Below are 22,867 nucleotides of genomic sequence, written 5' to 3'. Positions count from 1 at the left end.
AGAGCCATCCCCTCATGGAACCGACACCCCATGCGGACGGTGTCAGGTCGGCGGCCCTCGCGGCCGTCGGCCTGACCAAGTCCTTCGGCGCCGTCCGGGCGCTCCGCGACGTGTCGCTGGAGTTCCCGGCCGGCCAGGTCACCGGCCTGCTCGGCGAGAACGGCGCCGGCAAGTCCACCCTCATCCGCCTCTGCTCCGGCCAGATGCAGCCGGACACCGGCCGGCTCGTCCTCGACGGCCGGGAGGTCGCCTTCGGCAACCCGCTGGAGGCGATCGCCGCCGGGGTCGTCGTGGTCAACCAGGAACCGCTGCTGATCAGCGAGCTGACCATCGCCGACAACCTGTTCCTCTACGACCTCGGGGAGCGCCCCGGGTACGCGGTCGCCCGCCGTGGCGCGAACGTCCAGCGGGCCCGCGAGCTGCTCGACCGGCTCGGGATGACCAACTACCTGCCCGACCCGTCGACGCTCTGCCGCGACCTGTCGGCGGCGTCCCGGCAGATGGTCGACATCGTCCGGGCGCTCTCCCGCCAGCCCAGGGTGCTCTTCCTCGACGAGCCCAACTCCAGCCTCACCCACGAGGAGTCCGAGCGGCTCTTCGCGGTGATGTCCCGGCTGCGCGACGAAGGTGTCGCGGTGGTCCTGGTCAGCCACCGGCTGGCCGAGGTCTACTCGATCGTCGACAACGTGATCGTGCTGCGCGACGGCACCTTCGTCGCCGCCGGGCCGCCCGACGAGATCCACCAGCAGCGCGCCGTCGCCCTGATGGCCGGCGAACGCAAGCGGGCGGTCGTGGCGGAGGTCGTCGCCGACCGGGCCGACACGATCGCCGGGGCCGAGGTGGCGCTGGAACTGGAGGGCCTGACCGGTGACGGTTTCACCGACGTCAGCTTCACCGTGCGCCGGGGCGAGATCGTCGGCATGTCCGGGCTGGTCGGGGCGGGCCGTACCGAGATCGCCGAGGCGGTCATCGGGCTGCGCGCGCCGACCCGGGGCGGCATCCGCGTCGCCGGCCGACCGGTACGGATCTCCGACCCCGGCCGCGCCCAGCGACTCGGCCTCGCCTACGTCGCCGAGGAGCGCCGCACCGAGGTCTTCCACGCCCAGAGCGTCGGCTACAACCTGACCGTCCGCGTGCTGTCCAGCCTCGGCCGGCTCGGCTGGGTCTCCCCCCGCCGGACCAACGCGAAGGCGCGGGAGCTGACCGAACGCTTCGGCGTGAAGGCCGCCAGCAGCGAGGCGCCCATCACCTCGCTCTCCGGCGGCAACCAGCAGAAGGTGCTGCTCGCGCGGGCCCTCGCGGCCCGGCCGAAGGTGCTGATCCTGGACGAGCCGACGCGGGGCGTCGACGTCGGCACCAAGGCGGAGATCTACGCGACGCTGCGCGCCCTCGCCCACGAGGAGGGCCTGGCGGTCTGGTTCATCTCGTCCGAACTCGAAGAGGTCGTCGAGCTGGCCGACCGCGTGGTGGTCGTTCGCAACGGACGCGTCACCCTCGATGCCCCGAACAACGCCGGACCCCAGCCCATCGTCGCCGCGGCCATGGGCGCGACCGAAGGAACGACATGAGTGCCACTCTCGCCAAGCGGCAGGAGCGCTCCTGGAAGGACAGCGCCCTGTCGCTCGTCAAGCGCCAGGAAACCGGACTGTTCGGCGTCATCGTCGTGCTGGCCCTGGCGGTCAGCCTCGCCAACGAGAACTTCCTGCGCAAGGACAACCTCTACAACGTCCTCCAGACGGTGGTCGTGGTCGGCATCATCGCCGTCGGGCAGACGTTCGTCCTGATCGCCAAGGAGATCGACCTGTCGGTCGGTTCGGTCCTGGCGCTGTCGGCGGTCACCGCCGGCTCGGTGTACGGCAGCGGGGCCAACCCCTGGGTGGCCGCGGCCGTCGGCATCGGTGTCGGCGCGCTCTGCGGCTTCGCCGTCGGGTCCGTGGTCGTGCTCGGCCGGGTCAGCTCGTTCATCGTCACCCTGGGCATGCTCTCCATCGCGCGGGGCCTGACCCAGCTCATCACCGGCGGCCTGCCGCAGACCATGCCGAGCGAGCTGTCCTTCATCGGTCAGGGCCGGGTCTTCGGCGGCATCCCGGTCAGCGTCATCATCTTCCTGGTGCTGGTGCTGCTCGGTCAGCTCCTGCTCACCCGGACCGTCTTCGGCCTGCGGGTGACCGCCATCGGTGACAACGACGCCGCCGCCCGCACCGGTGGTATCCCGGTCGCCTGGACCCGGGTGCTCACCTTCGTCCTGATCGGCACCCTCGCCGGCGTCGCCGGGATCGTCTTCTCCACCCAGGTCGGCGTGGCCGAGGCCCAGGCGGGCCTGGGCTACGAACTGGACGTCATCGCGGCGGCCGTCATCGGCGGCGCCAGCCTCTCCGGCGGCCGGGGCTCGATCATCGGCGCCTTCCTCGGCGCCTGCCTGCTGGGCCTGCTCCGCAACGCGTTCATCCTGCTGGCGCTCTCGCCGTTCCTCCAGCAGCTCAGCATCGGTCTGGTCATCGTCCTGGCGGCGATCTTCGACCAGTGGCGTCAGGGCAACCTGCACCACCTGCACCCGCGCCGACTCCGTCAGCAGCTCATCCGCCGGAAGGCGTGACCTCCGTTTCCGGGAAAGGACCCGCGACCATGAAACCGCAACCGTTCCGCCAGCACGACCAGCGCGTCGTCCGCGCCTTCGTCGAGGCCCGCCGGGGCCACACCGCCGCCGAGCCGCGACTGAAGTTCGGCTGGAGCAACTGGGGCTTCGGCACCGAGGACCTGGCGACCACGGCGGCCCGGCTGGAGCGCAACGACGTGCGGTACGTCGAACTCCACGGCAACCTCTACTCCCCCGACCTCGGCTACCGGCCCGACGAGACCCTCCGGGTGCTCGGCGACCACGGCATCACCGTCTCCGGGGTCTGCGGCATGGTCACCCCAGACCAGGAGTTCGCGCACAACCTGCCGCACGTACGGGCCCGCGCCATCGAGTACTTCCGCCGCCAGGCCGAGTTCACCGCCGCGGTGGGCGGCTCGTACCTGCTCTTCGGCGCGGGTTCGGTCGGCCGGCCCACCGCGTTCGACTCCTACGAGCTGGAGCGTTCCGCCCAGACCATGCGCCTGGTGGCCGACGACTTCGCCGCCGCCGGCATCCGGGGCGCGGTGGAGCCGATCCGGCCCGAGGAGACCAGTGTGGTGCACACCTTCGCCGAGGCGCTGCGCCTGCTCGACCTGGTGGACCACCACGCCATCGCACACATCAACGGGGATCTCTACCACATGCTCAGCGGGGAGCTGCACATCGGTGCCACGCTCCTCGACCACGGCGACCGTATGATCAACCTGCACCTGGCGGACACCAACCGGCGTGCCCTCGGACACGGCCTGCTCGACCTGGACGTGGTGATCATGGCGCTGTACGCGGTCGGCTACCAGCGGGGCGACAACTACTGCTCGGCCGAACCCCTCGGGGCCGGCGGCAACCCGTACGCCGCGATGAACCTGCCGCCGCAGCCGGAGCGCCTCGACGAGCTGGTCCGGGACACCGTGCGCACGTTCCGCGAGCGCGAGGACGAGGTGCTCGGCGCGAGCGACGAGGAGCTGTACGCCCTCTACCAGATCGACTCCGAGTAGTGACGATGCCGGCGTTCACGCTGCACGTGGTCTGCCCCAACCCGGCCGTCGACCGGCTCCAGGTGGTGGAACGGTTCCGGCCGTTCGAGGTCAACCGGGTGGCGGAGGTGCGCAGCCTCCCCGGCGGCAAGGGCCTGATCGTCTGCCGGGGCGCCCGTCGCCTCGGGGCCACGGTCACCGCTCACGGCTTCGTCGGCGGCGCCACCGGCCAGGTGATCCGCGACGGGTGCGGCGACCTCGGCGTGCACGACCGGCACGTCGGGATCGCCGGGGAGACCCGGGTGACCCCGGTCGTCATCGACCGGGCCACCGGCCGGTCCACGGTGCTCAACGAACGCGGCCCCGAGGTCACCGCCGCCGACCAGGACCGGCTGCTCGCCGGCCTGGCGGAGACGGTGACCCCTGGCGACGTCGTGGTCGCCACCGGCAGCCTGCCGCCGGGCAGCGCCGCCGACCTGCACGCCCGGGTCGCCCGGCTGGCGCTCGACCGGGGCGCGACGGCCATCGTCGACGCCCACGGCGAGCCCCTCGCCCGGGTCGTCGAGGACGCCCGCGCCACCCGGCCCGCCGGTCGGCTGGTGGTCAAACCCAACGCCGAGGAACTCTCCGGCGTGCTGGGCCGCCCGCTGCCGGACCGGGCCGCGACCACGGCCGCCGTACGCGACCTGCACGCGGCCACCGGGGTCACCTTCGTGGTGACCCTCGGCGTCGACGGGGCGGTCTGGGTCGACAGCGGCGACGACCTGGCGGTGGACACCCCCCGCGTCGAGACGGTCAACGCGACCGGCTCCGGCGACTCCTTCCTCGCCGGCCTCGCGGTCGCCCTCGGCCGGGGCGACGACCCGGCGTCGGCCCTGGTCCTGGCCGCCGCGATGGGGGCCGCCAACGCCGCCTCCCTGGAACCCGACGTCGACCCGGCGCTGGTCGAACGGCTCCGGCACGAGGTGACGGTGACCCAGGGGGCGGCCGAGGGATGAGCCAGTTCATCGGCGTCGACATCGGCACCACCCGGACGAAGGTCGGCTGCTACGACGCCGACGCCGGCCGGCTCGTCGTGCTCCGGCACGCGCCCACCGTGGTCGACCCCGACCCGTGGGGCGGCCGGCGGGACGCCACCCGGCTCGCGGCGTCCGTCGGTGACCTGCTGGCGGACCTGCTGGCCGACCCGGCGGTACGCCCCGACGACCTGGCCGGGGTTGGGGTCGGGTCGGTCGGCGAGGAGGTCGTGCTGCTCGCCGCCGACGGCAGCGTCACCGCCCCGGTGCTGGCCTGGTTCGCCGGCCACGGCCAGCAGGCCAGAGCGGCCCTCGGCGAGGGCAGCGGCTGGGCCGACACGGACGACACCTTCTCGGTGTTCAAGCTGCGCTGGCTGGCCGAGCACCGGCCCGACGACCTGGCGGCGGCGCGCACCTTCACCTCGCTCGCCGACTTCGTGGCGCGGGACCTGCTCGCCGACCGTACGGCCCCGGTGTTCCTCAACGTCTCGCACGCCTCCCGCACCGGGCTGCTCGACGTCCGGGCCGGCGTGCTGCGGACCGACGCCCTGCCCGACCTCGGCCTGACCACGCTGGCCCTGCCCGACCTGGTCGACAGCGCCACCGTCGTGGGCCGTACCTCGGGCGCGGGCGTGCTGCCGGCCGGGGTGCCGGTGGTGGCCGGCGGCCACGACCACATGTGCGGGGCCTTCGGCACCGGCGTCCGCGCCGCCGGCGACGTCTACGTGTCGGCGGGCACCTCCGAGGCGCAGGTGCTGCTGGTCGACGCCCTGCCCGACGTGGTCGACCCGGGCCTGGACACCGGCATCTTCGTGGCCGGCGGCCTGCGGTTCGTGCACCGCGCCACCCCGTCCGGCCGGTACTACCAGGCCTGGCACGACATGCTCTACTCCGGCGTCCCCGACGCGACGATGTGGGCGGAACTGGACCGCGTCGTCGACCAGGTCGACCCGGCCACCATCGACGCCGGACTGCGCAACCTCCGGCTCGCCGCGCTGCCGATGGACGTCACCCGGGCCCACGTGCTGGCCAGCCTGCTCAAGGGGCTCGCGGTCGAGGCCGAGGCGACCACCGTCCGGCTGGGCCGGCTCGGCGGCGTCGACATCGCCGACGTCACCGTCGCGGGCGTGGCCGCCGGCTGGCCCACCTGGCGTCGACTGCGCCAGGACGCCACCGAGCGCCGGCTCCGGTTCGTGGACGAGCCCGAGGCGACCGTCCTCGGCGTCGCCGTCCTCGCCCAATACGGTGTCACCGGCCGGGCCGACGTCCCGGTGCACCTGACCAGCACCCGACCCTGAGGAGACGACGATGGAACCGACTGAGCTGCTGCGCACGAACCGTCTCGTCCCGGTTGTCGTCCTCGACGACGCCGCGCACGCCGAGCCGCTCGCCGACGCGCTGGCCACCGGCGGCCTGCCGGTCGCCGAGGTCACCTTCCGCACCCCGGCGGCGGCCGAGGCGATCGCCCGGATGGCCGCCCACGGCGGCGTCACCGTCGGGGCGGGCACCGTCACCACCGTCGACCAGGTCGACCAGGCGGTCCGGGCCGGCGCGCGGTTCGTCGTCTCCCCCGGGTTCAGCGCGGCCGTCGTCCGCCGCTGCCAGGAGCACGGCATCTTCGTGCTGCCCGGCGCGAGCACCGCGACCGAGGTGATGACCGCCCTCGACGCCGGCGTCGACGTGCTCAAGTTCTTCCCGGCCGGCACCTCCGGCGGGGCCCCGGCGGTCGCCGCGCTCTCCGCGCCGTTCCCGCAGGTCCGCTTCGTCCCCACCGGCGGCATCGACGCCGACTCGGCCGCCGACTACCTGCGGCTGCCGTCGGTGCTCGCCGTGGGCGGCAGCTGGATGGTGCCCCGCAAGGCCATCGCGGCCGGCGAGTTCGCCCACGTCGCGGAGCTGGTCCGCGCCAGCGTCGCCGCCGTATCCCGCTGACCTGCGCCGGTCGGCCGGTCTGCGTCCCGGCCGGCTCAGGCCCACCCCGACCGCCGTCGCCAGCCGCGCCACGTCCGCTCTCGGCCGACACCCGGGCGCGCCCCGGCCTGCACTACGCCAGCAGACCGGGGCACCCCGAGTCAGCGCACCGTCGTCAACAGCTTCTCGACCTGGGTCAGCGTGAACGGCTCCCGAATCCCGTCCACGGACGGCAACTCGATTCGCACCGTCAGCGAGTCGAGCTGATCCACTGGCACGAGCCGCGACTCGACGAACGTCGCCGTACCCGCCGCCGGGATCTCCGTACCTCCATCGAGGTCGAGCCCCTTCTGCTTCTGCTCCGCCGGGCTGTCGTGCCTGGACGACGTCACCGCCTTGCCCTCCGCACGGCTCGGCCCGTACAGCAGGGTCATCTCCTTCGACGACGGGTCCACCGGCAGTGGCGTCTCCGACGCGTTCGACACCTCCAAGGTGAGACGGATGATCGCATCGGAGTCGGCCACGTCGACACCCCACTCCGACGGCACCCGCTCCACCGCCCGCAACGTCGCCGACACACCATCCGGCCACAACGCCGGCCTCGACGCCGGCCCCTCGAAGACGTCGACCGACGGAGTCGGCGCGACAGCAGCGGACTCGGACGGGCCGACCGAGCCCTCCTTATCGGACGAGCAGCCGGTGGCGGCGACCAGCAGGACAGCGGTGACAGCGGCAGAGGCGAGACGTGAGCGCATCCACACAGGATGGCCCATCCTGCGAGCTACCCGCCGGGCGACCGGCCGGCCGCCGGAGCGGCGGGCCGACGCGGGGTCAGCGGGGCGTGCGGAGCCGGTCGAGCCAGTCCGGCAGGTCCAGGTCCAGGTCGAGGTCGAGGTCCCGTCCGGAGCGGCTGGACGACGGAGGTGCCTGGCCGTCGTCGCCGAGGGCGATCCGCCGGCTGGGCGGGGTGAAGTCGACCTCCGGTTCGCCCTCGGTGGCGGTGTCGATCACCCGGGCCACCGCCGCCACCACACCGGACTGCGCCGAGATGCCCACCCGGTCGGTCGGGTCGTCGGGGTTGGCCGCGATGCCGGCGACGGCGACCTGCGGGGTGTACGCGACGAACGACTTGGTGGCGTCCTGGTCGGAGGTGCCGGACTTGCCGGCCAGCGGGCGACCGCCGACGATCCGGTCGGCGGTGGTGGCGGTGCCGCCGGTGCACCGGCCGTACGCGGGATCCTGGCCGACCGGGCAGCGGGCCGCGTCGGTGGCCGCCCGCGCCACGTCGGCGTCGAGCACCCGCCGGCAGGACGGGTCACCGGCCGGGAGCTTCGCGCCGTCCGGACCGGCGATCGAGAGCACCGGCAGCGGCTCGCAGTACGTGCCCTCCGCGGCCACCGTGGCGTACGCGTTGGCCAGGTCCAGCGGGGTGGTGGCCGACACACCGAGGGTGAAGGCCCCCCAGTCGGCGGCCTCGGTGCGGGCCAGGTTCTCGTCGAGGTCGGAGCGGAACCGGATGCCGAGGCGCTCCGCCATCTCGACCACCTTGGCCGGTCCGACCTCCTCGGAGAGGCGGACGAAGTAGGTGTTCACCGAGCGGCCGAAGCCGTCCCACATGGTCCGGTAGCCGTTCATGCTGGCCGGGTCTGCGTTGGACGGGCACCACCGGTCGCCGCAGACCGCCGTCGTGTTCTCGGCGGGGTGGCGGGTGACCAGCCGGGTCGGCGCGTAGTACTCGGTGTCCAGGGGCAGCCCCGACTCCAGGGCGGCGAGCATGGTGAACAGCTTGAACGTCGACCCGGCCTGGTAGCCGTCGATGGCCCCGCCGCCGGCCACGAGCTGGTTGACCGTGTTCGGGCGGTTGTCCTGCCCGTCCGGGTTGGCGGCGAGACTGTAGTTCCGGTTGACGGCCATCGCCAGCACCCGGCCGGTCCCCGGCTCGACGGCGGCGATCGGCAGCGCCCGGGACTCGTCGGAGTCGAAGACCGCCAGCGACTGCCGCAACGCGCTCGCCTGCACCGCCGGGTCCAGCGAGGTCACGATCGTGTACCCGCCCCGGTTCAGGGCCTGCTCGCGTTCGGCGACCGTGCTGCCGAAGGCCGGCTGCTCCAGCCACCAGCTGCGCAGGTAGTCGCAGAAGAAGCCCCAGTCGGCGTGGTCGCCGGAGAGCGCGGTGCAGCCGTTGGGCTGCTCGGTCGGGTCGAGCGTCAGCTCCTCGGCGCGGGCCTGCTCCGCCTGCTCGGCGGTGATCGCGCCGGTGACCACCATCGAGTCGAGCACGTACGAGCGGCGGACCAGGGCCGCGTCCTGGTCACCGTCGATCGGGCTGTACTCGTTCGGCGACTGCACCAGCCCGGCCAGCAGGGCAGCCTGGGCGAGGGTGAGCTCCGCCGGGGTGACGCTGAAGTACCGTTCGCTGGCCGCCGCGATGCCGTACGCGCCGGACCCGAAGTACGCGATGTTCAGGTAGCGGGCGAGGATCTCGTCCTTGTCGAGGGTCTGCTCCAACGCGGCGGCGTACCGGATCTCCTGGAGCTTGCGCCCGACGCTCACCTCGGTCGCGCTCTCCCGCTCCTCGGCGGTGCGCTCCGGGTCGCTCTTGAGCACGTTGCGGACGTACTGCATGGTCAGCGTGGAGGCGCCCTGTGTCGTCCCCTCCCTGGCGTTGCTGACCAGGGCGCGGGCCAGTCCGCGCAGGTCCACGCCGCCGTGGGAGTAGAAACGCCGGTCCTCGGCGGCCACCACCGCCTGGCGCATCACCGGGGCGATCTCGGCCAGCGGCACGTCCCGCCGGTTGACGTCGTAGAAGCTGGTGATCGGCGTCCGGCCGTCGGCCGCGTAGACGACGGTGCGCTGGGCGGGGGTCGGGGTCCGCAGCTCCTGCGGCAGGCCGCCCCAGGTTTCGCTGGCCGACTTCATCGCCAGGCCGAACAGCAGGTTGCCGGGGAACACGGCGGCGGCCAGGACGAGACCGGCGAGCACACCGCAGAGCAGCACGGTGGCCAGCCGGCCCACCAGCGATCGGGAACGCATTTTCCCAGGTTGACGCGGTTTTTCGCGCATCGCCCACCCTCCGGCGCGGGTTGCCAGGAAACTCACGGCGGGCCCCCGGTGCCCGTCCCACCGTCTGGGGGGTGATGGCGGACGGTGTCCGGTTCGTTCCCCGCTCATCGGGAGCCGGCCGGTGGCGTCGGGGTGGCGAGGCTCGCGGCGGCGGCGTCCCGGACGATCTGCTTCGGCACCAGTCGACCCGCGCGGTAGGCGATGCCGATCCCGGCGATCAGGGCGAACACCGCGCCGAAGGTCTGCAACGAGCCGAACAGGGCACCGCCGAGGCCGAGCAGGGGCGCGGCGATGACCAGCATGACGCCGTCACCGATGCTGAACACTCCGGAACGGGAGACCGCCCAGCCGGTGAGGGCCCAGCCGACGCTGTAGCAGGTCGCCCCGATCAGCACCAGGCTCCGGGCGGTGGTGCCGAAGACCGGGGTCTGCTCGGTGAGCCCGGCGAACGGCAGCATCAGCACCGTACCGGCGAGGCTGACCAGCAGGCCGGTCGCGGCGCTGCGGCGACTGCGGGTGGTGACCAGCAGACCGGCCAGCGCCAGCAGGGCGAGCAGGCCCACCCAGACCGCGCCGACCCAGCCGACCAGGTAGAGCGGCCGGCCGTCGGCGGGGTACGGGTCGTTGCCGACTCCGCCGTCACTGGCCAGGGCCACCGTGCCGTAGAGGATCGCGTACGCCGGCAGCAGCCACACCGACGCGCGGGCCAGCCGGCGCATCGACCAGGCCCAGGTGGCGTCCGTGGCGGGGCCGGTCGGCGTCGGTTCGACGACGAAGGGCAACACCCCGAACCCGCCCCCGGTGCGGCGGGAGCCGAGGGGCCCCGTCGGGTCGTGCGCCCCGGGCACCACCGCGCGACGAACCGGTCTCGTCGGGTCGTTCATGCGTCACCTCGCTCTGCTCCGGGGCCGGCCGGGCCCACCGACCGCAGGGTCGGCGAGGCGGACCGGCCCGGTGGCCGCAGACGCGTACGGCGCCCCGGCACCTGGTCACCATCGGTCCTCAATACCGATCGTGGCAGGCACCGGAGCGCCGTATGAGTGCTATTCGCTTTTTGCCCCCGAACTCGGGGTCGGTGCCCTTCGCCCTGGTCAGCCCCGTTCGCGCTGGTCGGCCGGATCCTGGAGCAGACTCTGCGGGGAGACCGGCTCCGGTGCGGGCAGCCCCTGCGGACCGTTGCCGCCGGTGGCCTGCGCCTCGGCGACGCGTACCTCGTCGTGGATCTGCTGGGCGGCGGCCGCGGCGGCCTGCGCGGCCTCGGCCGCCTCCCGCTCCACGTCGCTCGCCCCGGACGAGGCCTGCGGCGTCGGGGCGTCACCGACCATCTGGCTCAGCCCGCCGAGCGCGCCACCCATGCCCTCCAGGGCCTTGGTCAGCTCGGCCGGGACGATCCAGACCTTGTTGGCGGTGCCGTTGGCGATCTGCGGGAGGGCCTGGAGGTACTGGTAGGCGAGCACCTTCTGGCTCGGGTTGGCCTGGTGGATCGCGTCGAAGACGGTCCGGATCGCCTTCGCCTGGCCCTCGGCCTGGAGGATCCGTGCCTGCCGGTCACCGTCGGCCCGCAGCACCGCCGCCTGCTTCTCACCCTCGGCGGTGAGGATCTGCGACTGCTTGTGCCCCTCGGCGTTCAGGATCGCCGCCCGGCGGTCCCGCTCGGCGCGCATCTGCTTCTCCATCGAGTCGCGGATGCTCGGCGGCGGCTCGATCGCCTTGATCTCCACCCGGGTCACCTTGATGCCCCAGCGGCCGGTGGTCTCGTCCAGCACCCCGGAGAGGTGCCGGTTGATCTCCTCGCGGCTGGTCAGCGCCCGCTCCAGGTCCAGCGAGCCGATCACGTTCCGCAGCGTGGTGACGGTGAGCTGCTCGATCGCCTGGAGGAAGTTGGAGATCTCGTACGTGGCCCGGACCGAGTCGACCACCTTGAAGTAGAGCACCGTGTCGATCGAGACGACCAGGTTGTCCGACGTGATCACCGGCTGCGGCGGGAAGCTGACCACCTGCTCGCGCAGGTCGACCTTGGTCCGCACCGCGTCGACGAACGGCACGAGCAGGTTCAGCCCCGGATTCAGGGTGCGCCGGTAACGACCGAACCGCTCCACCACATCCTGGCGCTGCTGCGGCACGATCCGTACCGCCTTCGCCAACGCCACCACCCCGATCAGGGCCATGGCGATGAGCAGCGCCGCGATCACCAGTTCCATACGTTCACCCTTCCGACCCGGGCAGCGCGCCCGGGGAGACGTCGTCCTGCCAGACCAGGGCGGTCGCGCCCCGCACCTGGATGACCTGCACACGCTGGCCCGGCACGAACACCTGGGTGGCGTCGTACGGCCGGGCGGTCCACAACTCGCCGTCGATCTTGACCAGTCCGCTGTCGGTGTCGACCCGCTCCAGCACCAGCGCGGTCGCCCCCTCCAGGGCCTCGACCCCGAACGGCTGCCCACCGTCCTCGGTCGCCGAGCGGCGGTGCTTCCGGATGGTCGGCCGGGCCGCGACGACGGTCAGCGCCGAGACGGCCGCGAAGACGACGGCCTGGATCGCCACCGGCGCGCCGAGTGCCGCCGCGCCGGCCGCGGCGAACGCGCCGACCGCGAACATGAGCAGGAACAGCGTCGCCGTGAAAATCTCGGCGACAGCCAGCACCACACCCAGCACAATCCACAACACCGCGTCCACGTCTCCGATACTGGCACGTCGGCGCACCCCTATCCCACTTTGAAGATCAGTAAGCTCGGGGCCACGTCCCGTACCCGCCTCGAAGGAGCGACATGTCCCTGTTACCGGAGACCGTCCGTCGGGTGGACGGCCTCGTGGCCGAGGCGCAGGTCACCGGCCGGGTCCCCGCCCTGGTGATGGGCGTGGTCCGCGACGGTGCCCTGGTCCACCTCAGCGTCGCCGGCGACCACCCCCGCCCGGACGTCGACCTCCAGTTCCGGCTCGGCTCGATCAGCAAGACCATGACCGCGGTGCTGGTCATGCAGGAGCGCGACGCCGGACGGCTCGCCCTCGACGACCCCCTCGACCGGCACCTGCCCGGCACCCCGTTCGGCACGCGCACCCTGCGCCAACTCCTCGGGCACGCCAGCGGCCTGCAACGGGAGCCGGACGGGCAGTGGTGGGAGCGCGCCGAGGGCGTCGACCTGGCCGCCCTGCTCGCCGGACTGACCGCCGGCAAGGCCCCGTACCCGCCGCACCGGGGCTACCACTACTCCAACCTGGCGTACGGGCTGCTCGGCGGCGTGCTCGAACGGCTCACCGGCACCGGCTGGTACGACCTGCTGCGGGAACGAATCCTCGAACCGCTCGGCATGCGTCGCACCACGTACCAGGCCACCGAGCCGTTCGCCCGGGGCTACGTGGTGCACCCCTGGCACGACACGCTCCGGGAGGAACCCCGGACCGACACCGGCGCGATGGCCCCCGCCGGCCAGCTCTGGTCCACCGCCGCCGACCTGGCCACCTGGGCGGCCTTCCTCGCCGACCCGGCACCGGAGGTGCTCGCCGCGGCGAGCCTGACCGAGATGTGCGCGCCCGTCGTGATCAGCGACCTCGACTCCTGGCGTAGTGGCCACGGCCTCGGGCTGGAACTCCACCGCCAGGGCGACCGGGTGTACGTCGGCCACGGCGGCTCGATGCCCGGGTACGTCGCCGCCCTCGCGGTGCACCGCCCGTCGCGCACCGGCGTCGTCGGCTTCGCCAACTCGTACGGCTTCCGCACCGGCGGGATCGGTCAGCTCGGGCTGGAGGTGCTCACCACCGTGCTGGACGCCGAGCCGACCCGGGCGACGCCGTGGCGTCCCGCCGCCGCCCCGCCCCCGGCCGAGGTGGCCGAGCTGGCCGGGCGCTGGTGGTGGATGGGGCACCCGACCGACGTCACCTGGGACGGCGGCGCGGGGCACCTGGTGACGTACGGCCGGGGCGGGCGGACGCTCCGCTTCGCCCCGGAGGGGGCGGACCGTTGGCGGGGCTGCTCCGGCTCGGAGGACGGCGAGGTGCTCACCGTGCTGCGCGACGGCAGCGGCCGGGCGGTGGCCCTGGACGTGGCGACCTTCGTCCTGACCCGCACCCCCGACGAGGAGCCCTGACGATCGTCGGCTTGCGGGTTTGGGTTTGGTGGTAGCAGGGGTCCCCTGCACGACAAAAAGCGGTAACAAGGGTCCCCTGCTACCACCTCAGCCAGCGCCCCCGCGCCGCCCCGGTCACCGGTCGGGGTCGGTGGGCGGGTCGGTGACGAAGTCGATGAGGCGTTCCATCGCGTTGATCAACGGGGTCTCCACGTCGGCGAAACTGTCGACCCGGGAGAGGATGTGCCGCCACATGTCGGCCGGGTCGGCCACCCCGAGCGCGGCGCAGACCCCCTCCTTCCACGGGCGGCCCGGCGGCACCACCGGCCAGGCCCGGATGCCGAGCGCGGCGGGCTTCACGGCCTGCCACACGTCGACGTAGGGGTGTCCGGTCACCAGCACGTACGGCGAGTCGACCCGGGCCACGATGCGGCTCTCCTTCGAGCCGGGCACCAGGTGGTCGACGAGCACCCCGAGCCGTCGGGTCGGACCGGGGGTGAAGGCGCGCACCTCGGCGTCGAGGGCGTCGATGCCGTCCAGCGGCTCCACGACGACGCCCTCGATCCGCAGGTCGTCGCCCCAGATCCGTTCCACCAGGGCGGCGTCGTGCACCCCCTCCACCCAGATCCGGCTGGCCTTCGCCACCTGGGCGCGCACCCCCTCGACGGCGATCGAGCCGGAGGCGGTGCGGCGACGGGCGGCCGGCACCGGCGCACGGGTCGGCCGGCGCAGCGTGACCGGTTCCCCGTCGAGCAGGAACGCCGCCGGCAGCAGCGGGAAGTTGCGTCGCCGGCCGTGCCGGTCCTCCAGCACCACCGCACCGGCCTCGAAGCCGACCACCGCGCCGCAGAAGCCCGAGTCGGCGTCCTCGACCACCAGGTCGGGTTCGGCGTCCACCTCGGGCACCGTCCTGCGCCGCCGCCAGTCCCCCGCCAGCACGTCCTCGCCGTATCGCCTCCCCATGGTCGTGACGGTAACCGCCCGGTCGGGTCGGGCGACGCAGGCACGCCGCCCGTCGCCCGGGTCACCACAGGTCGAAACGGGGCAAGCCGGGGCAGGGCGTACGGCCCCCGCGACGGTCGAGACAGAGCCGCCGTCAGGACGTACCCTTCTCTGCATGTCTCCCGCAACGGGCGCGGTCACTCTCGCTCCGCGCCGGTCGAGCCGGTTCGTGGCCTGGGTGCGCGCGTGGCGCGCCGGGCTGGTCCCGTTCGACGAGGTGCCGGACGCGGTGGCCGGCGACGAGGAACACCTCGTCGCCGACGCCCCGGGCACCTGGACGGACGTGCCGCTGCGCGACGCTCTGCCCACCCTGGCCCGGCTCTCCCCGGACGAGATCCGACTCGTGCTGCCCGCGCCGGGCGACCCGCGTGGCCTGCCCGGTCCGGGCGACTTCACCGGTGCGGCGCTGCTCGCCGGTGAGGCGGTCGTCGCCGGTGGGCTGGGCCTGATCCCGGAGGTCCGCACGCACACCTCCGGGTCCGGGATGACCTGGGAGACGGTGCTGTGGCGGTTCTACCCGCTGCCGGCCGACGCCCCCGCCGCCTCGCTGGCGATGCCCTGTGCCGCCGAGGCGGAGGCGGAGCTGGCCGTCGCGCTGGCCGAGACCACGGCCGCGCTGACCCGGCTGGACGTCGCCCAGTGGCGGCCCGAACTGGCCGGGGCGTTGGCCGCGCTGCGTCGCCCGGACGGCGCGACCGACCTGCCCCCCGGTTTCGACCCACGGTCGCGGCGGCTGTTCGCCCGCGCCGCCGTGCTCGACCGGGTGCTCGCGTTGGCCGAGCACGCCGCGCCGGGCGGGGCGGTCAACGGGTACGAAGCCCAGCAGCGCGACGCCGCCCTGCGCCCGCTGACCACCGCGTGCCGGCGGGCCCTGGCCGCCGCCTGCAACGCCCCGCTGCGTCCCTGACCGGACACCCTGACAACCTGCGTCCCTGACCGGACACCCTGACGACCCGCAGCCTGGGGTGCCCCGCACGACCTGCGGCCCAGTGCGCGGGACGCACGGCCGCAGGGGCGGGGTCAGATCTCGTCGATCAGGTCGAGCACCGAGTTGACGATCCGCGACGGCCGGTACGGATACCGCTCCGCCTCGGCCCGGGTGCTGATGCCGGTGAGCACGAGGATGGTCTCCAGCCCCGCCTCGAGGCCGCAGAGGATGTCGGTGTCCATCCGGTCGCCGATCATCGCGGTGCTCTCCGAGTGCGCCTCGATGGTGTTCAGCGCCGAGCGCATCATCATCGGGTTCGGCTTGCCGACGAAGTACGGCTCCACCCCGGTCGCCTTGGAGATCATCGCGGCGACCGAGCCGGCCGCCGGCAACGCCCCCTCCACGGACGGACCGGTGACGTCCGGGTTGGTGCAGATGAACCGGGCGCCGCCGTTGATCAGCCGGACCGCCTTGGTGATCGCCTCGAAGCTGTAGGTGCGGGTCTCCCCCAGCACCACGTAGTCCGGCTCGAAGTCGGTGAGGACGTACCCGACCGCGTGCAGCGCGGTGGTCAGTCCCGCCTCGCCGATCACGTAGGCGGTGCCGCCGGGGCGCTGGTCGGCCAGGAACTGCGCGGTGGCCAGCGCGGCCGTCCAGATCGCGTGCTCCGGCACCTCGAAGCCCATCCGGTTGAGGCGGGCGACCAGGTCGCGGGGCGTGTAGATGGAGTTGTTGGTCAGCACCAGGAACGGCTTGCCGGAGGCGCGCAGCCGGTTGACGAACTCCGGGGCGCCCGGCACCGGCTGGCCCTCGTGCACCAGCACGCCGTCCATGTCGGTGAGCCAACTGGCCACCGGCTTCCGCTCGATCATCGTGTTCCTCAGGGGTAAGTCGGGTCGGACGGGCTCAGGGACGGCGGGCGGGGACGCAGCACGCCGTGGGGCAGGTGTCCCAGCAGGGCACCTCCCCGAGCCGACGCCGCGCGGTGGCGTCCGGGTCGAGCCGCTCGGTGACCAGTTCCCGGACCATCGTCACGAACCGGGGGTCGGTGCCGGGGGTGCCGGCGCGGACGAAGTCCAGGCCGAGCTGCCGGGCCGTGGCCAGGGCCTCGGTGTCCAGGTCCCAGACCACCTCCAGGTGGTCGGAGACGAAGCCGATCGGGCTGACCACCACGCTGGTCACGCCCTCGCCGGCGAGCTTGCCGAGGTGGTCGTTGACGTCCGGCTCCAGCCACGGCACCTGCGGCGGCCCGGAGCGGCTCTGCCACACCAGGTCGTACGGCAGGTCGGGGGCGGCCGTGGCGGCGACCAGCCGGGCCGTCTCGTGCAGCTGGGCCTCGTACCGGCCGCCGTGCGGACCGGCGGTGGCCGCCATCGAGGTGGGCACCGAGTGCGCGGTGAAGACCACCCGAGTGGTGGCCCGCTTCGCCGGGTCGAGCCGGTGAAGCGCCGCCCGGACCGCGTCGACGTGCGGCTCGACGAAACCGGGGTGGTCCCAGAACTGGCGGAGCTTGTCGACCACGGGCGCGTCCGGGCCGACCGCCGCCCGGGCCGCGGCGATGTCCTCCTGGTACTGCCGGCAGGAGGAGTAACCGCCGTACGCGCTGGTCACGAAGGCCAGCGCGCGGCGTACCCCGTCGTCGCGCATCTGGGCGACGGTGTCGGCGAGCATCGGGTGCCAGTTGCGGTTGCCCCAGTACACCGGCAGGTCGAGCCCGTTGGCGGCGAAGTCGGCCCGGATCGCGGCGAGCAGGTCACGGCACTGCTGGTTGATCGGGGAGACCCCGCCGAAGTGCTGGTAGTGCTCGGCGACCTCGGCGAGTCGCTCCGGGGGGATCCCCCGGCCCCGGGTCACGTTCTGGAGGAACGGCACCACGTCCTCGGGCCGCTCCGGGCCGCCGAAGGAGACCAGCACCACCGCGTCGTACGCCATGCCCCCATTGTTCCCCCCGCACGGGGGCGGTACCGCGACGGCCCCTCGTGCCCCGCGTGACGGGCGGCCCCGCTGTGGCGCAGTCGACAGCGGGGCCGTGGTGACGCGGTCAGGCGCCGAGGGCGTGGTACCCGCCGTCGACGTGGACGATCTCGCCGGTGGTGGCCGGGAACCAGTCGGAGAGCAGCGCCAGGCAGGCCCGGGCGGCCGGCTCCTGGTCGGTCAGGTTCCAGCCCAGCGGGGCCCGCTCGGTCCAGGCCGTCTCGAACTGCTCGAACCCGGGGATGGACTTCGCCGCGATGGTGCGCAGCGGGCCGGCGGCGACCAGGTTGCTCCGGATGCCCTTCGGGCCGAGGTGCGCCGCCAGGTAGCGGGAGGCGGACTCCAGGCCGGCCTTGGCCACGCCCATCCAGTCGTAGACCGGCCACGCCTTGGTCGCGTCGAAGGTGAGGCCGACCACCGCGCCGCCCGGGGACATCAGCGGCAGCGCCGCCATGGCCAGCGACTTGTAGGAGTACGTCGAGACGTGCAGGGCGGTCGCCACGTCCTCCCAGGGAGCGTCGAGGAAGCCTCCGCCGAGGCAGCTCTGCGGGGCGAAGCCGATCGAGTGCACCACGCCGTCCAGGCCGTCGACGTGCTCGCGGACCTTGTCCGGGAGCCCGGCGAGCTGCTCGGCGTTGGTGACGTCGAGTTCGATCACCGGAGCCGGCTGGGGCAGCCGCTTGGCGATCCGCTCGACCAGCGAGAGCCGCCCGTACCCGGTGAGCACGACCTGGGCGCCGTTCTCCTGGGCCAGCTTCGCCACCGAGAAGGCGATCGAGGCGTCGGTGATGACGCCGGTGACCAGCAGCCGCTTACCGGCCAGCAGTCCGGACATGTGGGATCTCCCTCGTCGTTGTGTCGGTGCGGGTGGCCGGCGTCAGTGGCCCATGCCGAGGCCGCCGTCGACCGGGATGACCGCGCCGGAGATGTAGGCCGCGGTGTCGCCGGCCAGCCAGGTGACGACCCCGGCCACCTCCTCGGCGGTGGCGAAGCGGCCGGCCGGGATGGCGCCCAGGTACTGGTCGCGGCGCTCCTGCGGCAGCGCCGCGGTCATGTCGGTGTCGACGAAGCCGGGGGCGACGACGTTGGCGGTGATGTTGCGGGAACCCAGCTCACGGGTGATCGACCGGGCCACCCCGACCATGCCGGCCTTGCTGGCGGCGTAGTTGACCTGGCCCATGCCGCCGTAGAGGCCGACCACCGAGGAGACGAAGATCATCCGGCCCCAGCGGGCGCGGAGCATCTTGCGGGAGGCGCGCTGGGCGCACCGGAAGGCCCCGGTCAGGTTGGTGTCCAGCACCCGGGTGAACTGCTCCTCGGACATCCGCATGAGCAGCGTGTCGTCGGTGATGCCGGCGTTGGCCACCAGCACCTCGACGCCGCCCAGTTCCGCCTCCACGGCGGTGAAGGCCTCGTCGACCGAGGCCGAGTCGGTGACGTCGCAGCGGACCCCGAACAGCCCCTCGGGGGCGTCGCCGGAGCGGTGGGTGACCGCGACCCGGTCGCCCTGCTTGGCGAAGGCCTGCGCGATGGCCAGGCCGATCCCCCGGTTGCCCCCGGTCACCAGCACGGTACGGGCCACGAGTCCCCCTTGCGCGAAAACGACTGCACAGACGGGTTGGAGACTAGGGGTTACCGGCAGGTAAGCGTGAACCCGGGAGGGGTCACGCGCGTGGCGCGACCCGGCGGGAACCACACCGGACACGGGTGTACGATGATCCGCGTTCCCGGCCCCGTCAACCGCTGGAGGTGATCGCTGTGCGAGATAGCGATCCTCCCAGTCGTGGCCGGGCCGTCCGTCAGTTCCGCTGAGCCACGACTCAGTACGGGCTGACCCGTTCCCGCTCCCCGCGTTCCGCACCGCCGCCCCGGCCTTCCGCCGTAGGTGACGGTCGCCCGCCCGTTCGCCGGGTGGTCGCGGGTGGAGCCCCCCGGTCACGACTGGTGTGCGTCCTGTCCCCCTCCCCCGGTCCCGGCATCCCGCCGGACCGTCGAGTCGCCACCGGAGTGCGTCCATGAGCCGCTACGTCGCCCCGCTGGGGTTCACCCTCGCCGCCGTCTGGGTGGCCGTCCTCTTCGTCCTCGCCAGCGGCAGCCACTGACCCCACCAGCGGGGAACGCCGCTCCCGGCGCGGTCGCCCCGGTGGCGGGACCGCCGTCGACACGTGGTCAGCGCGTCGACGACAGCCCGCACCGGCGGGATCAGAGGATGCGGGAGGTCCAGAGCAGACTCGCTCCGGCTGCCGCCAGGGCGAAGAGTAACGCCACCCCCGCGTACCACTGGGTGATCTCCCGGGGTTCGGTCCGGAACCCGATCGAGCTGCCCATGTCCTGGTACACCTGCTTCAACTCGGTCACCGAGGCCGCCTCGTAGAAGTGCCCCTCGGTGGTCTCCGCCAGGTCCGCCAGGGCCAGGCGGTCCACCGGCACCCGCTGGGCCTGACCGCCGATGTCCACCTGCCCCGAGTCGGTGCCGAAGGCGATAGTGGACACCGGCACGTTCGCCGCCTGCGCCGCGGCCGCGGCCTCCTCCACCGACCGGCCCGCCGTGCGGAACCCGTCGGAGAGCAACACGATCCGGGCCGGCGGGATGCCCGCCGCGCCGTCGGCCGGCACCGACCGGATCGCCTCCAGACAGGTGAAGACCGCCTCCCCGGTCGCGGTCGCCTCGGCCAGCACCAGACCGTCGATGGCCGCGTTCACCGCCGACCGGTCCTTGGTCGGCGGCACCAGCACGTTCGCCGACTTGGCGAACGAGACCAACCCCAGGTTGTACGTCTCCGGCAGCTCGCCGACGAACTGCTTGGCCGCCTCCTGGGCCGCCTGCAACCGGTTCGGGGCGACGTCGTCGGCCTGCATGGACAGCGACACGTCGACGGCGAGCATGATGGTCGCCCGTTCCAACGGCTCCCGGGTATCGATCGCCGGTCGGGCGGTGGCGGTGGCCAGCGTCAGCAGGCAGAGCAGCAGCGCGACCGCCGCGACGTGCCGCCGCCAGCCCAGCCCCTTCGGGGCGAGGGTGCGCAGCAGGTCCACGTTGGTGAACCGCATCGCGTACGCCCGGCGGTGGCGTTGCCGCCAGACGTAGAGCGCGGCGACGGCGAGCACGGGCAGCAGGGTCAACAGCCACCACGGTTGCAACATACGGATCATCGAGTCGTCCCCCGGGTGCGGGCGTGCCGCTGCGCGGCCACGAAACGCACCATGTCCAGCAGCCAGTCGGTGTCGGTACGCAGACGCAGGTGGGCGGCGCCGGCCGCCCGCAGTTCGCGGGCGATCGCCGCGCGCTGGGCGGCGGCCGCCTCGGCGTACCGGCGGCGCAGCCGGGGATCGGCGGTCTGCACCTCGTGCAGCTCCCCGGTCTCCGGGTCCACCACCGGCAGCACCCCCACGTCCGGCAGGTCCAGCTCGCGCGGGTCGACCACCTCGATCGCCAGCACGTCGTGCCGGACCCGCAGCTTACGGACCGGTCGTCCCCACTGCTCCGGCGGCGCGAGGAAGTCGGAGATCACCACCGCCACGCCACGCCGCCGGGGCGGCCGGTTGAGCAGGTCGACCAGGGTGCCGAGGTCGGCGCGGCCCGGCCCGATCTCGGTGCCGGCGACGGCGCGGACCAGCCCCTGCGCCTCCTTGCGCCCGCTGCGTGCCGGCAACCGCCGTACCACCGGGGCGGCGGGTGGCGTCGGGCCCCACCGCCGGGGCGCGGGTGACGCGCCGCCGGTGCCGACCACCGCGCCGATGCGGTTGCCGCCCCGGACGGTCAGGTGCGCCAGGGCCGCCACCGCCGCGACCACCACCTCGCGCTTGAGCCACTGCCCGGTGCCGAAGTCGAGGCTCGCCGAGAGGTCCACCGCGAGCCACGTCTCCAACTCCCGGTCGGCCACCGTACGCCGCACGTGCGGTGTCGTCGTCCGCGCGGTGACCGGCCAGTCCATCCGGCGTACGTCGTCGCCGGGGCGGTACTCCCGGGACTCCCCCGCCTCGCTGCCCGGCCCGGGCAGGAGCCCGGCATAGTCGCCCTGGAGCAGGCCGTCGAGTTTCCGGGTGACCAGGAGTTGCAGGCGGGACAGGACCGCCTCGCTCCGTCCGGGGGTGACGCCGGCGGGCCGGCGGACGGGTGCGGTCACGGCCGCTGCCCGGGCCAGCCGGCGCCCGGGGCCGGGCCACCGTTCGGCTGCCCGCCCGGAGGCGGCCCGGCCTGCGGCGTCGCCTGCTGCCGGGGCGCCACCGACGGCAGCGGGATGGTCGACATCACCCGGTGCACGACGTGGTCGGCCGGGACGTCGTCGGCGAGCGCGTCGTAGCTGAGCACCAACCGGTGCCGCAGGATGTCCGGCGCGATGTCCTGGACGTCCTGCGGCAGCGCGTAGTCCCGCCCACGCAGCAGGGCCAGCGCGCGGGTGGCCCGGACCAGGCCGAGCGACGCCCGGGGGCTCGCACCGTACTGGATGAGCTGGGCGACGTCGGGCATCCCGTGCTCGGCCGGGGTACGGGTGGCCAGCACCAGCCGGACGGCGTAGTCGACCAGGGCGTTGTGCACGAAGACCTGGTCGGCCTTGCGTTGCAGGGCGAGCAGGTCGGTGGTGGTGAACACCGGCGTCGGCACCGGCGCGGCCACTCCCATCCGGTAGACGATCTCCCGCTCCTCGGCGTCCGTCGGGTACCCGACGACGATCTTCATCAGGAAGCGGTCCCGTTGCGCCTCGGGCAGCGGGTAGACCCCCTCCTGCTCGATCGGGTTCTGGGTGGCCATCACCAGGAACGGGTCCGGCACCCGGTGGGTCTCGCCTCCGATCGACACCTGACGCTCGCTCATCACCTCCAGCAGGGCCGACTGCACCTTCGCCGGAGCCCGGTTGATCTCGTCGGCGAGCAGGAAGTTGACGAACACCGGTCCCAGCTCCACGTCGAACTTCTCGCTCGACTGCCGGTAGATGCGGGTGCCCATGATGTCGGCGGGCACCAGGTCGGGGGTGAACTGGATCCGGGCGAACGAGCCGCCGACGACCTTGGCGAGGGTCTCCACGGCCAGGGTCTTGGCCACCCCCGGCACCCCCTCGAGCAGGCAGTGGCCCCGGGCGAGCAGGGCGACGAACATCCGCTCGACCATCCGGTCCTGCCCGACGATGACCCGCTTGATCTCGAACAACGCCCGCTCCACCAGCGTGGCGTCCTCGGCGGGTGTGCTCGGCGGTGCCGGGGCGGCGTCGGTCGCGGTCGGGTCGGGCGTGGTCGGCTGGGCCACCGGTCCTCCACAGCGTGTTCGTGATCTCGGGCGACGAGGTGCGTGTCAAGCCTCGCATGTCCGGCTGAGTGCC

Annotated in this window: 22 protein-coding genes; 9 read left to right on the top strand and 13 right to left on the bottom strand. The window is 73.4% G+C overall.

Annotation, left to right across the window (positions count from 1 at the left end):
* Positions 1 to 14 precede the first annotated feature (14 nt).
* The 6 genes from GA0070618_RS20675 to eda are packed head-to-tail and all read left to right on the top strand — an operon-like array spanning position 15 to position 6,539.
* Positions 15 to 1,568, top strand: a complete 1,554-nt coding sequence (locus GA0070618_RS20675; protein ID WP_088983119.1) for a sugar ABC transporter ATP-binding protein — start codon at positions 15 to 17, stop codon at positions 1,566 to 1,568.
* Complete coding sequence (locus tag GA0070618_RS20670) at positions 1,565 to 2,596, top strand: ABC transporter permease (RefSeq protein WP_088983118.1); 1,032 nt, start codon at positions 1,565 to 1,567, stop codon at positions 2,594 to 2,596. Before GA0070618_RS20675 ends, GA0070618_RS20670 begins: the two co-directional genes overlap by 4 nt.
* Before the next feature lie 29 nt (positions 2,597 to 2,625).
* Positions 2,626 to 3,612 (top strand): sugar phosphate isomerase/epimerase family protein, encoded by a 987-nt coding sequence (locus GA0070618_RS20665; protein ID WP_088983117.1) that lies wholly within the window; start codon positions 2,626 to 2,628, stop codon positions 3,610 to 3,612.
* A gap of 5 nt (positions 3,613 to 3,617) precedes the next feature.
* A complete protein-coding gene (locus GA0070618_RS20660) occupies positions 3,618 to 4,589 on the top strand; it encodes a 1-phosphofructokinase family hexose kinase (protein WP_143740417.1) in 972 nt (323 codons plus the stop codon).
* Positions 4,586 to 5,905, top strand: a complete 1,320-nt coding sequence (locus tag GA0070618_RS20655) for an FGGY-family carbohydrate kinase (protein ID WP_088983115.1) — start codon at positions 4,586 to 4,588, stop codon at positions 5,903 to 5,905. The genes GA0070618_RS20660 and GA0070618_RS20655 overlap by 4 nt, the downstream gene beginning before the upstream one ends.
* A 10-nt stretch (positions 5,906 to 5,915) precedes the next feature.
* Complete coding sequence (gene eda, locus GA0070618_RS20650) at positions 5,916 to 6,539, top strand: bifunctional 4-hydroxy-2-oxoglutarate aldolase/2-dehydro-3-deoxy-phosphogluconate aldolase (protein WP_088983114.1); 624 nt, start codon at positions 5,916 to 5,918, stop codon at positions 6,537 to 6,539.
* 140 nt (positions 6,540 to 6,679) lie between these two features.
* Here the strand turns inward: eda and GA0070618_RS20645 are convergent, their stop codons facing one another.
* From GA0070618_RS20645 to GA0070618_RS20625, 5 genes are all read right to left on the bottom strand, one after another.
* Positions 6,680 to 7,273 carry a hypothetical protein gene (locus tag GA0070618_RS20645; RefSeq protein ID WP_143740416.1) on the bottom strand — a complete coding sequence of 198 codons (594 nt, stop codon included), beginning with the start codon at positions 7,271 to 7,273 and terminating at the stop codon, positions 6,680 to 6,682.
* 76 nt (positions 7,274 to 7,349) lie between these two features.
* On the bottom strand, positions 7,350 to 9,551 hold the full coding sequence (locus GA0070618_RS20640; RefSeq protein WP_088983112.1) for a transglycosylase domain-containing protein: 2,202 nt from the start codon (positions 9,549 to 9,551) through the stop codon (positions 7,350 to 7,352).
* A 134-nt stretch (positions 9,552 to 9,685) separates the two neighbouring features.
* Positions 9,686 to 10,465, bottom strand: coding sequence for a hypothetical protein (locus tag GA0070618_RS20635; protein ID WP_088983111.1), 780 nt, complete (start codon positions 10,463 to 10,465; stop codon positions 9,686 to 9,688).
* Between the two features lie 207 nt (positions 10,466 to 10,672).
* Positions 10,673 to 11,782 carry an SPFH domain-containing protein gene (locus tag GA0070618_RS20630; RefSeq protein ID WP_088983110.1) on the bottom strand — a complete coding sequence of 370 codons (1,110 nt, stop codon included), beginning with the start codon at positions 11,780 to 11,782 and terminating at the stop codon, positions 10,673 to 10,675.
* A 4-nt stretch (positions 11,783 to 11,786) separates the two neighbouring features.
* Positions 11,787 to 12,257, bottom strand: coding sequence for an NfeD family protein (locus GA0070618_RS20625; RefSeq protein WP_088983109.1), 471 nt, complete (start codon positions 12,255 to 12,257; stop codon positions 11,787 to 11,789).
* Between the two features lie 92 nt (positions 12,258 to 12,349).
* Between GA0070618_RS20625 and GA0070618_RS20620 the strand changes: the two genes are divergently transcribed.
* Entirely contained in the window at positions 12,350 to 13,666 is a 1,317-nt protein-coding gene (locus GA0070618_RS20620) for a serine hydrolase domain-containing protein (protein WP_088983108.1), read from the top strand.
* Positions 13,667 to 13,780: 114 nt separating this feature from the next.
* Here the strand turns inward: GA0070618_RS20620 and GA0070618_RS20615 are convergent, their stop codons facing one another.
* Entirely contained in the window at positions 13,781 to 14,608 is an 828-nt protein-coding gene (locus GA0070618_RS20615; RefSeq protein ID WP_088983107.1) for a DUF3097 domain-containing protein, read from the bottom strand.
* 154 nt (positions 14,609 to 14,762) lie between these two features.
* On the opposite strand from GA0070618_RS20615, the gene GA0070618_RS20610 reads away from it, so the two are divergent.
* Positions 14,763 to 15,554: a hypothetical protein gene (locus tag GA0070618_RS20610; protein WP_088983106.1), complete on the top strand. Its 792-nt coding sequence runs from the start codon at positions 14,763 to 14,765 to the stop codon at positions 15,552 to 15,554.
* Between the two features lie 113 nt (positions 15,555 to 15,667).
* Here the strand turns inward: GA0070618_RS20610 and GA0070618_RS20605 are convergent, their stop codons facing one another.
* From GA0070618_RS20605 to fabG, 4 genes are all read right to left on the bottom strand, one after another.
* On the bottom strand, positions 15,668 to 16,447 hold the full coding sequence (locus tag GA0070618_RS20605) for an HAD-IIA family hydrolase (protein ID WP_088983105.1): 780 nt from the start codon (positions 16,445 to 16,447) through the stop codon (positions 15,668 to 15,670).
* A gap of 34 nt (positions 16,448 to 16,481) precedes the next feature.
* A complete protein-coding gene (locus GA0070618_RS20600) occupies positions 16,482 to 17,507 on the bottom strand; it encodes a ferrochelatase (RefSeq protein ID WP_088983104.1) in 1,026 nt (341 codons plus the stop codon).
* Between the two features lie 109 nt (positions 17,508 to 17,616).
* Positions 17,617 to 18,384, bottom strand: coding sequence for an enoyl-ACP reductase FabI (fabI, locus tag GA0070618_RS20595; RefSeq protein WP_088983103.1), 768 nt, complete (start codon positions 18,382 to 18,384; stop codon positions 17,617 to 17,619).
* 42 nt (positions 18,385 to 18,426) lie between these two features.
* Complete coding sequence (fabG, locus tag GA0070618_RS20590) at positions 18,427 to 19,131, bottom strand: beta-ketoacyl-ACP reductase (protein ID WP_088983102.1); 705 nt, start codon at positions 19,129 to 19,131, stop codon at positions 18,427 to 18,429.
* 364 nt (positions 19,132 to 19,495) lie between these two features.
* Here fabG and GA0070618_RS33580 point away from each other — a divergent pair, with 364 nt between their 5' ends.
* Complete coding sequence (locus GA0070618_RS33580) at positions 19,496 to 19,651, top strand: hypothetical protein (protein ID WP_157748965.1); 156 nt, start codon at positions 19,496 to 19,498, stop codon at positions 19,649 to 19,651.
* A 100-nt stretch (positions 19,652 to 19,751) separates the two neighbouring features.
* Here the strand turns inward: GA0070618_RS33580 and GA0070618_RS20585 are convergent, their stop codons facing one another.
* The 3 genes from GA0070618_RS20585 to GA0070618_RS20575 are packed head-to-tail and all read right to left on the bottom strand — an operon-like array spanning position 19,752 to position 22,794.
* Positions 19,752 to 20,702, bottom strand: a complete 951-nt coding sequence (locus tag GA0070618_RS20585) for a VWA domain-containing protein (protein WP_088983101.1) — start codon at positions 20,700 to 20,702, stop codon at positions 19,752 to 19,754.
* Complete coding sequence (locus tag GA0070618_RS20580; RefSeq protein ID WP_170107908.1) at positions 20,699 to 21,694, bottom strand: DUF58 domain-containing protein; 996 nt, start codon at positions 21,692 to 21,694, stop codon at positions 20,699 to 20,701. The genes GA0070618_RS20585 and GA0070618_RS20580 overlap by 4 nt, the downstream gene beginning before the upstream one ends.
* A complete protein-coding gene (locus GA0070618_RS20575) occupies positions 21,673 to 22,794 on the bottom strand; it encodes an AAA family ATPase (protein WP_088983099.1) in 1,122 nt (373 codons plus the stop codon). The genes GA0070618_RS20580 and GA0070618_RS20575 overlap by 22 nt, the downstream gene beginning before the upstream one ends.
* Positions 22,795 to 22,867 lie beyond the last annotated feature (73 nt).

The organism is Micromonospora echinospora, from assembly GCF_900091495.1.
In the GTDB taxonomy this organism is placed as follows: Bacteria; Actinomycetota; Actinomycetes; order Mycobacteriales; family Micromonosporaceae; genus Micromonospora; species Micromonospora echinospora.
Note: the sequence above shows the minus strand (reverse complement) of the source record. Positions and strands in the feature narration are given on the sequence as shown.